The organism is Clostridium swellfunianum (assembly GCF_023656515.1).
Lineage (GTDB): Bacteria > Bacillota > Clostridia > Clostridiales > Clostridiaceae > Clostridium_AT > Clostridium_AT swellfunianum.
Genome location: NZ_JAMOFV010000006.1, coordinates 4,698,088 through 4,713,413, shown reverse-complemented (window position 1 = coordinate 4,713,413; position 15,326 = coordinate 4,698,088). Strand labels below are relative to the sequence as shown.

Genomic DNA, 15,326 nt, shown 5'->3' with positions numbered 1-15,326 from the left:
TAGAGAGGAAGGGTGTAATTTTGTTTAGACACTTAAGACCTGTATGGGCAGAGGTTGATTTAGACAGACTGGCTCATAATATGAGGGAAATAAGAAAAAATGCAGTAAGCAAGGATATAATTGCAGTGATAAAGGCTGATGGCTATGGTCATGGAGCGCTGGATATTGCACCAACTTTACTGGAAAACGGTGCTACAAGAATTGCAGTAGCAGTTTTAAACGAAGCTGTAGAGCTTAGACGAGGTGGAATCGAGGAGCCGATTATGGTTTTAGGCTTTACACCGCCAAGTCTTATAGATATGCTGATTAGGTATGATATAGAGCAGACAGTTTATACTTACGATTTAGCAAAGGAAATATCACAGCTTGCAAAAAAGAAAAATAAGATAGCAAAGATACACATTGCCCTTGATACAGGCATGGGCAGAATAGGCTTTATTCCAAACGAGGAAAGCATAGAACAGGTATATAATATAAGCAAGTTGCCAAATATAATCATTGAAGGCTTATATTCTCACTTTTCTTCAGCTGATGAAGAAGATAAGGCTTATACTAATATGCAGCTTGAAAGATACAAGGATTTTTATAATAAATTAGCTGAAAAAGGTGTTAAGATTAACCTTAGACATATAGCAAACAGTGCGGCAATAATAGACATGCCTCAATCCCATTTTGAGGCTGTAAGACCAGGTATTATATTATATGGTTATTATCCTTCTCAAGAAGTGCAAAAACAAAAAATTGATTTAAAGCCAGTAATGTCATTAAAAACAAACATAGTCCACATAAAAGACCTTCCTGCTGGGGAATATATAAGCTATGGAAGGAAATTTAAGACATCTAGGGAAAGTGTTATAGCTACCTTGCCTGTAGGTTATGCAGATGGTTATACTAGATTATTATTTAACAAGGCTAAGGTTATAATTAATGGAAACTTTGTCCCTGTTATTGGAAGGATTTGCATGGATCAATGCATGGTAGATGTGACGGATATTAAGGATGTCAAGGTTGGCGATGAGGTTATTCTGATGGGTGAACAGGGAGATTTAAAATTTACAGCAGACCATATAGCCGAGCTTTTAGGAACCATAAACTATGAAGTTACCTGCATGATAAGCAAGAGAGTTCCTAGGGTTTATATAAAGGGCGGGAAGGTTGTAAAAATAAGAAACTACGTTTAATAAGTTGATAATTAAGTATGCCGCAAAAGATAAAAATACAAAATCTTACTTTGACATATTTACGTATTTTGAATTATAATTAACATACATAATTTGCGCCCTTATGGGTGTAGATAAAAGCTTTTTATAATACATGCGGATGAGTACTTAGTACACAAGGCATTAGGAGGCGTTTATTTCCCATGGCAGGATCGAAAAAACTTGTAGTTAACCTCACTGAAACATTAAATAATGAATTTAATCAGGCTCTTGAAGAAGATTCTAAAAAAAGAAGTGAATTTATTCGAGAGGCTATAATACTATATATTGAGGAGAAAAAGAGACTCAAACTTATTGACCAGATGCGAAAGGGATATATGGAGATGGCTCAGCTTAATCTAGAAATTGCAGAAATGGGCTTTGCAAATGATGTAGATGAGTTAAAAAAGTATGAAGCGAAGCTTGCGGAGAGTGATTTTCCTAATGACAACAGTAGTGAAAAGAGGAGATATATTCTATGCTGATTTGAGCCCAGTAGTAGGCTCTGAACAAGGCGGAATAAGACCAGTCATCATAATACAAAATGATGTAGGTAACAAATACAGTCCTACAGTAATTGTCGCTGCAATTACTTCACAGATAAATAAGGCAAAACTTCCAACACACGTGGAAATCTCCTCAGAGGAATATGGATTGAACAAGGATTCAGTAGTTTTGCTGGAACAGATTAGAACTCTAGATAAAAGAAGACTAAAGGAAAAAATAGGTCATATGACCGATAGTGACATGAAGAAGGTTGATGAAGCACTTTCTATAAGTGTTGGGTTGCAATAGGGGGCTTTTATAGTCCCCTTTATTATATATAATGCAATAAAGTTCTTACATTGATGCTGTCACAAAATACCCAATCTTTAAGGGTTTTTGGGACGCCATTAATGTATTAGAACTTTTGCATTATATATAATTAATTATTAGTTTACTAAAGAATAAAGCATAAAGCTTAACAGTTTTTATGTGCTATTAAGGGGCGTGGGAATTAATAATTCCTGCGTGCAAAAAAGGAATACAAGGGGGAATTCTAATGAAAAACATACTTGAAGACGTGTTATACTGTCTAAAATTATCGCTGTATTTTTTCGCAGCTCCTTTTGCTTTAGGCATTATAATAGGGTTGATTTCTCATGGCTTTAATTTAAATGAAGTTCTGCTTTGGGGTTGTAGAGTAACTGAACTCGTCTCAGCTCTTGGGCTAGGTATTGCTGGTATTTCCTTTATAAAGAGAGATTTAATGAGACCTCTTGATTACGAAAAGGTTTGGCGTACATATTTTCATAGATTAAACTTATCTCATGTTATTTTTATGATTTCAGTATTTGTAGCTGCTTTTGCATACACTATAGATTACTTTGTAAGACCTATTGCATAGAGTAGAAAGGATAATTATTTATGAAAAGGTTTAGAGAATACATACTTATTACTATTGGCTTTATACTTGTAGCGCTTTCGCTGCAGCTTTTTCTCGTGCCAAACAAGATAGCCGCTGGAGGAGTATCAGGAATTGCAATTATCATAAACAGTGTCTTTCCTGTTCTTGAGGTTGGTGCTTTAATGCTTATAATGAACGTGATACTATTTATTGTTGCTTTCATAGTTATAGGAAATAAATTTGGCGGAAAAAGCATATATGCCAGCTTAGGTTTATCGGGAACCATATGGATAATGGATAAATTTAATGTATCTAGTTATGTTCTTACGAAAGATTTATTGCTTGCCTCAATTTTCGGAACCCTGCTTGGGGGAATGGGCATGGCTATGGTGTTTAACCAAAATGCTTCAACCGGCGGTACCGATATATTAGCAAAAATATTAAATAAGTTTTTTCATTTAGATATTGGTAAGGCTTTGCTGTCAGTGGATTTTATAGTAACGCTGTTTGCAGCAGTTACCTTTGGAGCGGATGTAGCAATGTATGCGCTGCTTTGCGTAATAATAAACGGTTTTGTTATAGATAATATTATTGAAGGTATAAATACTTCTAAGGAAATTATGGTTATTAGCTCTAAGATTAATGAAATAAGCAAATACATAATAGAAGAGCTTGATAGAGGCTGCACCATTCTTCATGGTACAGGCGGCTTCAGTTCAAAGAAAACGGACATATTATATACAGTGCTTCAGAGAAAGCAGTTTATAAAGCTTAAAAAATTTATAAAGGAAGTAGACAGCAGAGCCTTTATAACCGTAAGTGAATCCCACGAGGTGCTGGGAGAAGGCTTTAAGGATATACTGGCGGATGAGTAAATAAAGCTCTAATAAAATTACCGCTGCAATATACAAAATATGCTTGCTGAACCGATCGCTGTGCAAGAAGTTCTAAGCTTAGAAAAGCCACAAGCCAAGTGTTTTCCACGGGGTAACTAAAGAGTACTCGTTCCCACTCGCAAGTTGCCCGTTAAAAGCCATTTAGGCTTTTAACCTCGTTCCTCAAACAAACGAACAACACTAAGGTTTGTGGCTTTTCTTTCGCTAAGAACCTCTAGGCCTCGCTAAAGGTTCATAAAGCATATTTTATATATTGCAGCTGCTTTTTTATTATAGCTCTGTTTTAAAATAGTGTTGATTTGTAGAGGATAAGTTTCATCTAGGAAGCCGTTCGCTTCAATAAGAAACTCTAAATTTTGTTCAATAGTGAATAGTAATAGCAATAATAGGGGACTGTTAACAACAACTGGCATTTTTAAAATACTAGTAATTGTTAACCGTCCCTCCCTCCTCCCTCACCCTCCCTCCCCTGGTGCTTTAAAAGTACTGATAATTGTTAACTGTCCCTATTTCCTATTTCCTCTTAGAGTTATAACTCAGGAAGTATGCTCTTGAAAATATTGGAACTATGCATATTTTAAGATATAATTATAGTAAGTACTTGTAAAATATTATTTGTTAGATAGTTTTATAGGGGACAATTATGAAGAAAAAAACTAAAACCAAGATATTATTGACTTTGCTTATTTTAATAGTTTTACATTTTATAACATATTCAGTTGATTCCGAGAGGGTTTCGTCATCACAAAATCCCATCTTTGCGGTTAGGGCTATACCTGCTATAAAAGATGGTGGAACCGCATTTTATTATGGTATAGGCTATCAAGTGATTAGGTGGCATAAAGCGGAGAGAAATCCAGAGAGAAGATTGCTTGGGTATGAGATACACAGGATTCCTTTCTTCAAAAATTATGAAGAGGGCCCATCACCAAAGATAAAATATGTTGACTACTACACCCACAAGTGATAATTAACCGTTCCTACAGCCTACTAACAAATCAGTAATTGATTATTTGAAATAGAAATATAGAATATTTTCTAAAGCTTTACTTACATAGTAACCCTCAAGAAGTTTCTTCATATTGTGTAGCAGGATAAGAAGACTTGTCCATCTCGCAAATAAAAAGGAGGATTTTCTATGTATTCACAAGCATCACCTAATCAATATAATTATCATAATTCCTATTGCAGCTGTGAAAAGCCTAGGAAGTGCCAGTCTCACGTACACGAATATCTAGGAAGTACGAGAATTGCCGAAGAAAGGGAAGACCCACACAACCACCGTTTCGCTGGAGTTACAAGCCAAGCAATACCAAGAGGTGATAGCCATGTTCACCGACTTTTAGGAAACTCAGATTTTTATGAAAACCACCACCATGAAGTTGGAGCTACAACAGGCCCGGCTATACCTGTAGGTAATGGTAGACATGTACACTATGTTTGTGGAAGAACCACTTTAGATGATGGGCATGTGCATGAATTTATCTTTACAACACTAATTGAAGATCCTATTGGAGATTAAGTTTTATTGGGTCGTTGCAATTGACGACCCTTATTTACATAACAGGAAAGAAGCTCACTGAAAGGGAAACATTAAAGTAAAATATGGCAAAGCATAAATATGCTTCTGCAGTGTACAGAAACAGGAGAATGAATAATGAGTAAGGATATTGAAACTATAGAGTTATATCCAGTTGAAGCAAAAAAATATATTGCTGAAGGAGTAAGCCAAGTAGAACATTTTGTTTATAAAGAAATTTTTCTAGGTTTTTAATTGAAAAAAATTTCCAACAGGAAAATAAACAAAAAAATCAAACAATAGACAATTGCATGTCGTAATATTTCACATCAATAATATTGTGAACCTGCCATAACTGATGATATAATCAGTACAATACACGTACCAGATAGAGGTAAAACTAAAACATAAATAATAATAGAAAAAATGCAAGTTTAAAGGTTTAAAATTGCACACAATGGTTTAATGATGCTTTATTTATGATGCGTGTGGCTATTGGCTAATTTGTACAGAAGTTGAAAGTGATGGAGGTGGACAACACATGAACTTAGGATACGAGATAAAGAAAAGACTATCAATATTCAAAAATTTTTATGATGTTATTAGAATTATGGACCCTATAAATAAAACATCATACATAATTACTGAAAATGAAGTTCAGGCTGTAAATTACACTTGTTACTGTATGTGGAACAAGAGCAATGCTTGCGAGAACTGTGTTTCTATGAGAGCATTATCTGAGCAAGATACTTTTGTAAAAATTGAGCATAGTAATGAAAAGGTTATGATGGTCATAGCGACATCTGTAGAAATCGAAGGAAATACTTATATTGTAGAGATATTAAAAGATATTACTAAAAACAGTAAGGTGAATAATATATTTGAAAAAGATTGCGAGATTATAGAGGAGTTGATTAGTTCTGTAAATGAAAGAGCGGTTAGAGATGAGCTTACTGGTTTGTATAATAGAAGATATATAAATGAAAGACTGCCAATCGATATGAATTATAGCAAATTAAACAGCTCTCCATTATCAATTATAATGGCAGATATTGATTTTTTTAAGAATGTTAATGACAAGTATGGTCACTTAGCCGGTGATAGAATACTTGAGGAATTTTCAGATCTAATATTGAACTCAATAAGGAACGATAAATATTGGGCATCAAGATTTGGGGGAGAGGAATTTCTAATTGTATTAAATGGCGCAAGTTTAAAAGATGCTTATGATATAGCGGAAGAAATCAGAACAAATGTAGAAAACACTCCTTTTCAATTTAAAGGCTTTAGTATTAATATTACTTCAAGTTTTGGGGTGTATTGTACACATGATCATGATATGAAAGTTTCTGAGCTATTATCAAAGGTTGATGATAACTTATATGAAGCTAAGTTTTTAGGCAGAAACAAAACTGTAGCCAGTGAAGGAAATATTCAGCAGCCTATTAATATAGAAGAGAAAATCAGCATTGAAAATAAGAATTTAAGGCTTTTGAGAATTAAGAATCAAATAGATGAATTAAGAGAAACCCTAAACGAGGTATGCTGTACTATTGATGAAGGCAAATCCAATCCAGACAGATTATTTATTAGCGAGTGCTTGGATGAGCTGATAGTAAAATACATGAAGGAACTTAATTCTTGAGTAAAGACTCCATGGTTATCCATGGGGTTTTTAATTTTGATAGTGATTATTGCAGTTAATGAATATTTCTAAAGTAATTATGTGGAAAATTCTACAGTTGATGTATAATGAGATTAGCTATGTAGGCTTATATTGCTTGTCTAATACCTGATAAATAGGAATTTACAGAGGTGAGGTAGAGATGTATTATCATAGAACGTATATAGAAAAATCTGATGACTTTAATAAAATGTGCTTATTGGTTTCGTACTTAAATAGTTTACATTTGTGTGATTGGTCATTAGGTAGATTGTTTGGATGGAAATATGGCAGATGGAGTAAGGAAAGTCAAATTGAGTCACTATTTGAAAAACAATCAGAGTTATTTTTTGATGATTCTAATGAATTATGTGGGATAATTATAACTGAAAATTTTGGAGAAAGGTATTACATTCTTTCTAAGAAAGAGGAAGAACTATTACAGTCAATGACTGATTTTTTGTTAGAAGGAGGAAATTTTAATAAATCCTATGTTATAACCCTCCCTGTGAATGATGAGTGTCAGAAAGACATTCTTCAAAGAAATGGTTTCATTTATTCTGGTGATGCTGATGTCACATGTACTTACAATTTAGATGATATTGTTATACCAGATATAGCAATACCAAATGAGTTCGTTTTAACATCTCAAGAAGAGTATTTAGATGAAGATAAGGCAGAACTTTTAAGATTCTATGCATTTAATCCTGATGGTATTTATGATGAAACACTTGACAAAGCCTTCAAATATGGAAGGAAAAACCCTATAATAACTCCCGAACTTTGTGTGTTGTTATTGAATGAAAATGGTGAACCAGTTTCAACCTGTATGGGTCTCTTAGATAAAAATAATCAGTTTATGGAAGTAGAGGTTGTTGCAACAAAAAAGGAATATGAAAATAGAGGATTTGCCAAAATAGTAATTTCTGAATGTATTACAAGAGGAATAAGCAAAGGTGTGAAAGAATTTTCAATATCTGCATGGGAGGAAAAAACAAGAAAGTTATATTCTTCTTTTGGTAAAACACAAGTTTTGAAAAAGATAAATTATAAGAAAGGTGTTTCTTAACAAATTCCAATTTGATTAGTGAAAGGTGATTTATATGAGAATTTATATTGTTGGTTCTGTTGCAAGTGGTAAGACAACTTTAGCAAAAGAATTATCAAATAAATTAGGAATTAAATGTACACATCTTGACGGTATCGTACATATAAAAGATAAGACTAATAAAGAGTGGGGAAGTATTAGGAGAGCTGATGAGGAAATCAATCGATTGTTCAAAAGCACAATAATGAAACCCCATTGGATAATTGAAGATGCTGGTAGAAAGATGTTTTCTGAAGGTATGGAAGCGGCTGGTATGATTATACATCTTAAACCTAGCATCTTTGTCAGAAGGATGCGAGTTATGACTAGATTCTTTAAGCAAAAATTTGGAATGGAAGAATGTATATATACACCTAGTATACATATGCTTAAGTTTATGTTTAAGGCTTTAAATAATTATGAGACTGGAAAAGATGATTTAGAAGCTAGACTTATTCAATATACTAACAAAGTAGTGATTTTAAGTAGCGGTAAGGAAATTAAGAAGTTTATGGAAAGTGTACTTCAATCAGAGTATGGTATAAGGAAGGACGAGAAATTGAATTGAGTATTGTAGAAGCATCATAGATATAAATAGTAATTTAGAAGGAGGCTTAAATAATGGATTTTAGAAAGACATTTGACCAAATACCAGAAACATTTGATAAATATAGACCACGATATTGTGATGAACTCTTTACAGAAATTATTACTGTATCTGACTTGAATTCAAGCAAAGATGTACTTGAAATTGGTCCAGGGACAGGACAAGCAACAGAGCCTATTTTAAAAACTGGCTGTAACTATAAGGCGATTGAACTTGGGGAGAATTTCACAGAATATATGAAAAACAAATATGGAACTTATAGAAATTTTGATATTGTAAATGCTGACTTTGAAACATATGATTTTGGAAATCGAAAATTTGATTTAATATATTCAGCAGCTACAATTCAATGGATACCTGAAAAAATAGCATTTTCAAAAGCCTACAATATACTAAAACCTGGTGGCATTCTTGCAATGTTCATGACACGTTCAGATGAGAAAAGTGCAAATGAAGAACTGTACAACAGAATAGACGAGATATATAAAGAACACTTTTGTGTTAAGCAGAGATATAATTGTAAAATGAAATATGATAATGTTGTGAATTATGGCTTTGTTAATTACAAATATCAAGACTGGAAAAAGGTAAGAACACTTAGTGCAGATGAATATATTTCATATATTAGTACACATTGTGAGCATATAACTTTAGAAGAGCCTTATAAGTCTAAATTCTACACGGGAGTAAGAAAGGCTATTATAGATGCTGGCAATAAAATGGTTATTAACGATACTATTGTATTATATCTTGCTCAAAAACCGTTATAAATTCCAATTTATATATTACTAAGATGATTAGTTTTATGATGAATGAAATATAAATTGATTTAAAATAACTTGAATAAAGCTGAAACCTGCTGTTACTCTATATAACAAACCATAATATAAAATCAACTTTTTATATTAAAATAATTTTCCAAAATTCAATGAAATAATTGTTAATTAGTCATTGTGAATTGTTAATTATTGCAGGTGTATGTTATAATAAAAATATGTTTGTGCATTTTTGTGTAAAAAATTAGGAGAATAAGGAGTTGCAGCAATGATTGAGTTTAAAAATGTAAGTAAGGTTTACGACAATAATGTGACTGCACTTAAAGACGTTAATATTAGGATTGAAAGAGGAGAATTTGTGTTTTTAGTAGGTCCTAGTGGAGCTGGAAAGTCAACATTTATTAAGATGCTCCTTAAAGAAGTGGAGCCGACTAACGGAAGTATAGTAATAAACGATGATTTAGATATTACAAAATTAAAAAGAAAACAAGTACCTTTCTATAGAAGAAAAGTTGGGGTTGTGTTTCAGGACTTTAGGCTTATACCAACTCTTAATGTATACGAAAATGTTGCTTTTGCTATGAGAGTAGTTGAAGCGCCTCTAAAAGATATAAGAAAAAGAGTATCAATGATGCTGTCCTTGGTTGGACTTTCAAAGAAGTACAAGTCATTTCCTCATGAGCTTTCAGGAGGAGAGCAGCAGAGAGTTGCTCTTGCAAGGGCTATAGTTAACAATCCATCTATTCTGATTGCGGACGAGCCTACTGGTAACCTGGATCCAGATACAGCAATGGATATTATGGAAATTCTAAATGACATAAACCGTGCTGGAACAACTATAGTTATGGCTACACATGCTAAGGATATAGTTGATGTCATGAAAAAAAGAGTTATAGCTGTTGAAAAAGGAATAATAGCAAGAGACGAACAAAGGGGGCTGTACGGATATGAAGATTAATACCTTCAAGCATTTTATAGGTGATGCAGCTAAGAGTTTAAGAAGAAACAGAACTTTTAGTATCGCCTCAGTAGCTACTGTGGCAGCAACACTTTTTGTATTAGGCTTATTTATGCTGACAGTCTTAAATGTTCAGCAAGTTATGAAAGATGTTGAATCAAAGGTTGAAGTAAAAGTTATTTTAAACGACGATATAAAAACTAATGAGCAGAAGGATTTGGAGAAGGCTATAAAAGATACTGCAGGTGTTGTTGATGTAGAGCTTGAAACCAAGGAAGCTGCTTTAAACAATATGAAGGAATGGTTTGGAGAAGATTATGTATCACTTCTTGATGGATTAGATAAGGATACCATGCCAACTTCCTATATTGTGAGGGTTGAGAAACCGGAAATGGTAACCAACGTGGTTCAAAACGTAAAGGGCAAGCCTGGTATATACGCAATAAAAGATGCAAGAGAATTTGTAGATAAGATTATTGCTATAACAAATGTAGTTAAGTGGGTAGGGATTGTTATTTTCGTAGTATTGATTGGAGTTTCACTGTTCCTTATAGGCAATACTATAAAGCTTACTGTATATGCAAGAAGAAGAGAAATAGGAATAATGAAGTATATAGGAGCTACAGATTGGTTTATAAGATGGCCTTTTGTTCTTGAAGGAGCTTTTATAGGTATCTTTGGTGCTATTGTAGCTGATTTATTGCTTTATTTTGGATATAAGTTTGTATTTGAAAAAATGAGTGTGCAGATTTTTATGATTAATCTGGTAAATCCAAGCTATGTTATAAGCACTATAATAGGACAATTCTTATTAGGTGGAATTGCTATAGGAGTGCTTGGAAGTATTATGGCTATAAGAAAGTTCTTGGCAGTTTAGCCTTGCTTTTTGAGGGGGATTCAAATGAAAAAGGGTATAAGTATTGTTTTAGCATTAACTTTGAGTGCCGCAGGAGTTTACACTGTTAAAGCAGATGAACTTACTGACGCTCAGAAACAGCTAAACAATATACAGAATTCTATAGATGACAAAAAAGAAGAACTTGCCGATATTAACAAAGAAAAAAAATCCGTTGAAAAGAGTATAAATGATTTGGAGGAAAAAATGAAAAGTTCCTCCAGCACTTTGACTGAATTAAACGGTAAAATATCTGATTTGAACTTTCAAACGAAGGACCTTGAAAAGAAAATTGCCCAAAATGAGGCAAACCTTAAGGAACAGGATGAGATGTTCAAAAAAAGAGTACGGGCTATATATATAAATGGAAATCAAGGCTATCTAGATTTGATTTTAAACTCCAAAAGCTTTTCGGATTTCGTATCTCGAGTTGACTCTTTGGGAAAGATAATGGAATATGATAAAAAGCTTATGGAAAGCATTGAAAACAATAAGAAAAGCTTGGAGCTTCAAAAGAGCGATATAGACAAGAAGAAAAAAGAAACCACTGCACTTAAGCAGCAGGCAGATGGTAAATTAAAAGAGCTTCAAGGTGTTTCTGAGGAAAAGAAGAGCTTGATGGCTGATCTTGAAAAGGACAAGGTTGCTTATGAAAAAGCAATAAAAGAAGAAGAAGATCAATCTGCTGCTATTGCTACAATGGTTAAACAGATTAAGAAGAAAAAAGAGGAAGAAAAGAAAAAAGCAGAGGAAGAGAAAAAGCAGCAGCAAGGCCAAAATGGGGGCAGCTCAAACACTGTTGTAACTTCACCTGATTCACCGCTTGGAAAGCTCTATTGCGTAACAGGTAAGCCAACCTATGTAACTTCACCTTATGGTTGGAGAGTTCACCCTGTACTTGGAACAAAAAGATTTCATGCAGGAATGGATCTTGGTGTTTGGACGGGCACTCCGATTTATTCTTTAACTGATGGAGAAGTTATTTATGCAGGCTGGATGAGCGGCTATGGTAATGTTATTATGGTTGATCATGGAAGCATAACAAGCGTGTATGCTCACAATTCTTCTTTAGTAGGAAGAGTTGGTCAGAAGGTTAAAGGTGGACAGCTTATTTCCTATTCAGGAAATACAGGCTTGTCAAGCGGACCACATCTGCATTTTGAAATTAGAAAAGAAAACGGTGAAACAACTAATCCGGCACCATACTATGTAAGATAAAAAACTCTAGGCTTTAAAGGGCCTAGAGTTTTCTGTTTTTAAGCGGCTAGAAAATTTTTGTTTTTTTATTTTAATTAGTGTTATAATTATTTAGTATTTATATAAATATATAGATAAGACTAATTTACATAGTAGGATTGATTGCAGGAGGCATAAAGATTGATAATCTTTATGGACTTAAAAGAATTGCAGGAGGCATGAAGGTTGATAACCTTCATGGACTTAAAAGAATTGCAGGAGGCATAAAGGTTAATAACCTTTATGGACTTAGAAGGAATACAGGAGGGTTTATAATGACAAGTAAAAAGAGATGGATAGGGGTTACAGTAGCAGTTGTGCTGGCTACTAATGTTTTAACATATTATGGAGCAAAAAGGATTTCCTTCGTGCTTCCCAATGGTAAAACAGTAGGAACTCAGTCATCAGCAGAATTATCAAAATTTCAAAAGATGTTTGAGGTAAGAAGCCTAATAGATAAATTGTATGACGGCCAAATAGATGAGGATGCTCTTGTTGAAGGTGCTATAAAAGGCATGACTTCAGCTTTGAATGATCCATATACTACCTTTATGAATCAAAAGGAATTTGAAGCCTTTAATGCTCAAACAGAGGGAGCTTATTCTGGAGTTGGAATTCAAATAGAGGTTAAGGATGAAAAGATTATGGTTCTTAAGACCTTCGAAGGATCTCCAGCGAGAAAAGCAGGAGTAATGGCAGGAGATATAATTGAAAAAGTTAATGGAACAGACGTATCAGGCAAAGAGTATGAAAAGGCTGTAGCCATGATGAAGGGAAAAGAAGGTACAGAGGTAGCTATAACTGTATTAAGAGGAGAAAAGGAAACTCATACATATAGCATTAAACGAGCTAAAATAGCTCTTGAAACAGTAAGCGGAGAAATGCTGCCAGGAGGAAAAATAGGCTATATAAAGCTCGAAATGTTTGATGAAAACACTGGCAAAAACTTCACTAAAAAGCTTAAGGAGCTTCAAGGCAAGGGAGCAAAAGGTCTGATTCTTGATTTAAGACAAAATCCAGGTGGATTATTGACTACTTGCGTAGATGTAATATCAAACTTTGTTCCAAAGGACAAGGTTATAGTTTCAACTATAGACAAGTACAAGAAGGAAAATAGATATAATTCCAAGGGTGGAATAGCTATAGGAATGCCTCTGGTTGTTTTAACTGACGGTTTGACCGCAAGTGCCTCCGAGATAGTATCAGGAGTAGTTAGAGATTACAAAATAGGAACCTTAGTTGGCGAAAAGACCTTTGGAAAGGGTGTTGTTCAAACTTTGGTAGATACAGGTGATAATACTGCTCTCAAGGTTACAATATCAAGATACTATACTCCAAATGGCGAAAATATTCATAAGACAGGAATAAAGCCTGATGTTGAGGTTGATTATCCAGAAGCATTATTGAAGCAGCCTTATAATAGAACTGTAGATCCGCAATTTAACAAAGCTTTGGAGATAATGAAGGATAAAGTTAAATAATTTTTATAGAGGAGAACTTATTTACATGGGTATTTTACTTAGCACTTTAAGAGCTATTGCCTATACTCTGACAAACTTTGATATGGCGCTGGTGCTTATAATTCTTGCCTTTATACTTTACAGGCAGAATAAAAAAACAACAGTGATGCAGAAGATGATAATAGGAGATAGCCTTAATTCTGCCTTTGAGCTTACCATATCACAGGTTGTCATAGGCATCTTTGCAGGAGTTTTAGCAAGCATTATTATATCTTTTTTAGGAGTAGCCTTTGATGAAAATTCAGCTATTTATCTTATATTTTTAATTTCAATTTTCTTTATGTTTTGGAAACCTAAATTTATTTGTTTTGCATACTCAGGGGCAGTACTTGGATTCATAAGCTTGTTTCTAGAGCTTATATCCAAGGTATATGCTGGAGTTAAGCTGAATGTGTTTGGAACAACCTTAAACTTGGCTGATGTGAATGTTCTTAGGATAGACATCGGCGGTCTTATGGTAGTAGTTGCAGTACTTCACCTCATTGAGGGAATACTGGTTATCATAGACGGAAAAAGAGGAGCTATACCTGTATTTACCAATAGGGACGATAAAATAATAGGTGGTTTTGCACTGAGGAGAAATTGGGTGCTGCCGGTGGCACTATTTTTTATAATAGGTAATGCTACCGACACTGGGCTTACTCATAATATTGCGACTCCTGATTGGTGGCCAATTTTAAAAAACTCGCCTCTAACTCGAATGGCTAAGGATGCGGCAGTTTCATTGTTTGCTTATTATGGAGTAATTGGCTACAGCACAGTAACTTTTACAAGAAATAAAAATCAGAAGGCTTTGTCTTCAGGAATTGGATTGATTATCTATGCAGTAGCATTATTTTCAGCCGCACAGCTTGCACGTCTGGGGTATTTATATCAGCTGTTCGTAGTAGTTTTTGCTCCACTAGCTCATGAGCTTATGCTTAATGTGCAAAGGTATATGGAGGTTAACGGCAAGCCTAAATACGTAAGCGGTGAGGAAGGCATTATGGTTCTAGAGGTAGCGCCAGATTCGCCTGCTTTTGAAATGGGAATACAAAGTGGAGACTTGCTGGTAGAGGTTAATAGCAGAAAAATAGGAACTGAACAAGACATTTTAACAGCCGCTAAGGAAGGGCTTAATTATATAAGCTTTAAGCTTAGGCGTGGTATTGATAAATTCCAAGAGGTAAGCTACAGCAAGCTAAGCGGAGACAAAAGGCTTGGCATAGTCTTTGTACCTAGGAATGTACCAGGAGACGAAATGGTTGTTAAGTATGATGAAAATAGATTTAGAGAAATCTTCAATAAAATGAAAGACGATGATGATAAAGAGAATTAAGGATCTGTTTCAAAACAAGGGTTAGCATAGAAGCGGATGTTAGCAGAAGTTGAATATACTATATGAAAATATGGACTGTCTCAAAATATATGATAAAAGCAGCGTAAATATATAAAATATGGTTTCTTAAGCATTTAGCGAAGCCTAGAAGATCTTAGCGAAGGAAAAGCCACAAACTTTAGTGTTGTTCGTTTGTTTGAAGCGAAGCAAGTTTTACGAAAACACTTAGTTTATGGCTTTTCTGAGCTTAGACCTTCTTGCACAG

General features: G+C 34.2%; 16 protein-coding genes. All 16 read left to right on the top strand.

Features of this window, described 5'->3' with window-relative positions:
* Positions 1 to 20: 20 nt before the first annotated feature.
* The 16 genes from alr (at position 21) to NBE98_RS22085 (ending at position 15,061) form a co-directional block, all read left to right on the top strand.
* Positions 21 to 1,181 (top strand): alanine racemase, encoded by a 1,161-nt coding sequence (gene alr, locus NBE98_RS22160; RefSeq protein WP_250817348.1) that lies wholly within the window; start codon positions 21 to 23, stop codon positions 1,179 to 1,181.
* Positions 1,182 to 1,363: 182 nt separating this feature from the next.
* Positions 1,364 to 1,684 (top strand): CopG family ribbon-helix-helix protein, encoded by a 321-nt coding sequence (locus tag NBE98_RS22155; RefSeq protein ID WP_250817346.1) that lies wholly within the window; start codon positions 1,364 to 1,366, stop codon positions 1,682 to 1,684.
* Positions 1,644 to 1,994 (top strand): type II toxin-antitoxin system PemK/MazF family toxin, encoded by a 351-nt coding sequence (locus tag NBE98_RS22150; protein ID WP_250817345.1) that lies wholly within the window; start codon positions 1,644 to 1,646, stop codon positions 1,992 to 1,994. Before NBE98_RS22155 ends, NBE98_RS22150 begins: the two co-directional genes overlap by 41 nt.
* Before the next feature lie 247 nt (positions 1,995 to 2,241).
* Positions 2,242 to 2,586, top strand: coding sequence for a hypothetical protein (locus tag NBE98_RS22145; protein WP_250817343.1), 345 nt, complete (start codon positions 2,242 to 2,244; stop codon positions 2,584 to 2,586).
* A 20-nt stretch (positions 2,587 to 2,606) separates the two neighbouring features.
* Complete coding sequence (locus NBE98_RS22140; RefSeq protein ID WP_250817341.1) at positions 2,607 to 3,461, top strand: YitT family protein; 855 nt, start codon at positions 2,607 to 2,609, stop codon at positions 3,459 to 3,461.
* Positions 3,462 to 4,125: 664 nt separating this feature from the next.
* The gene (locus tag NBE98_RS22135; RefSeq protein ID WP_250817339.1) at positions 4,126 to 4,449 is read left to right on the top strand and encodes a hypothetical protein; all 324 of its coding nucleotides are present in this window, start codon (positions 4,126 to 4,128) and stop codon (positions 4,447 to 4,449) included.
* Positions 4,450 to 4,620: 171 nt separating this feature from the next.
* On the top strand, positions 4,621 to 5,004 hold the full coding sequence (locus NBE98_RS22130) for a YmaF family protein (protein ID WP_250817337.1): 384 nt from the start codon (positions 4,621 to 4,623) through the stop codon (positions 5,002 to 5,004).
* 538 nt (positions 5,005 to 5,542) lie between these two features.
* Positions 5,543 to 6,646, top strand: a complete 1,104-nt coding sequence (locus NBE98_RS22125) for a diguanylate cyclase (RefSeq protein ID WP_250817334.1) — start codon at positions 5,543 to 5,545, stop codon at positions 6,644 to 6,646.
* A 181-nt stretch (positions 6,647 to 6,827) separates the two neighbouring features.
* Positions 6,828 to 7,733, top strand: a complete 906-nt coding sequence (locus NBE98_RS22120; protein ID WP_250817332.1) for a GNAT family N-acetyltransferase — start codon at positions 6,828 to 6,830, stop codon at positions 7,731 to 7,733.
* A gap of 34 nt (positions 7,734 to 7,767) precedes the next feature.
* Positions 7,768 to 8,319, top strand: a complete 552-nt coding sequence (locus NBE98_RS22115; protein WP_250817330.1) for a P-loop NTPase family protein — start codon at positions 7,768 to 7,770, stop codon at positions 8,317 to 8,319.
* Between the two features lie 53 nt (positions 8,320 to 8,372).
* Positions 8,373 to 9,128: a class I SAM-dependent methyltransferase gene (locus NBE98_RS22110; RefSeq protein ID WP_250817328.1), complete on the top strand. Its 756-nt coding sequence runs from the start codon at positions 8,373 to 8,375 to the stop codon at positions 9,126 to 9,128.
* 274 nt (positions 9,129 to 9,402) lie between these two features.
* A complete protein-coding gene (gene ftsE / locus NBE98_RS22105; protein WP_250817327.1) occupies positions 9,403 to 10,092 on the top strand; it encodes a cell division ATP-binding protein FtsE in 690 nt (229 codons plus the stop codon).
* Positions 10,082 to 10,969 (top strand): permease-like cell division protein FtsX, encoded by an 888-nt coding sequence (ftsX, locus tag NBE98_RS22100; protein WP_250817326.1) that lies wholly within the window; start codon positions 10,082 to 10,084, stop codon positions 10,967 to 10,969. The genes ftsE and ftsX overlap by 11 nt, the downstream gene beginning before the upstream one ends.
* 24 nt (positions 10,970 to 10,993) lie before the next feature.
* Entirely contained in the window at positions 10,994 to 12,205 is a 1,212-nt protein-coding gene (locus NBE98_RS22095; protein ID WP_250817325.1) for a murein hydrolase activator EnvC family protein, read from the top strand.
* Positions 12,206 to 12,498: 293 nt separating this feature from the next.
* Positions 12,499 to 13,704 (top strand): S41 family peptidase, encoded by a 1,206-nt coding sequence (locus NBE98_RS22090; protein WP_250817663.1) that lies wholly within the window; start codon positions 12,499 to 12,501, stop codon positions 13,702 to 13,704.
* 25 nt (positions 13,705 to 13,729) lie between these two features.
* Positions 13,730 to 15,061: a PDZ domain-containing protein gene (locus NBE98_RS22085; RefSeq protein WP_250817323.1), complete on the top strand. Its 1,332-nt coding sequence runs from the start codon at positions 13,730 to 13,732 to the stop codon at positions 15,059 to 15,061.
* Positions 15,062 to 15,326 lie beyond the last annotated feature (265 nt).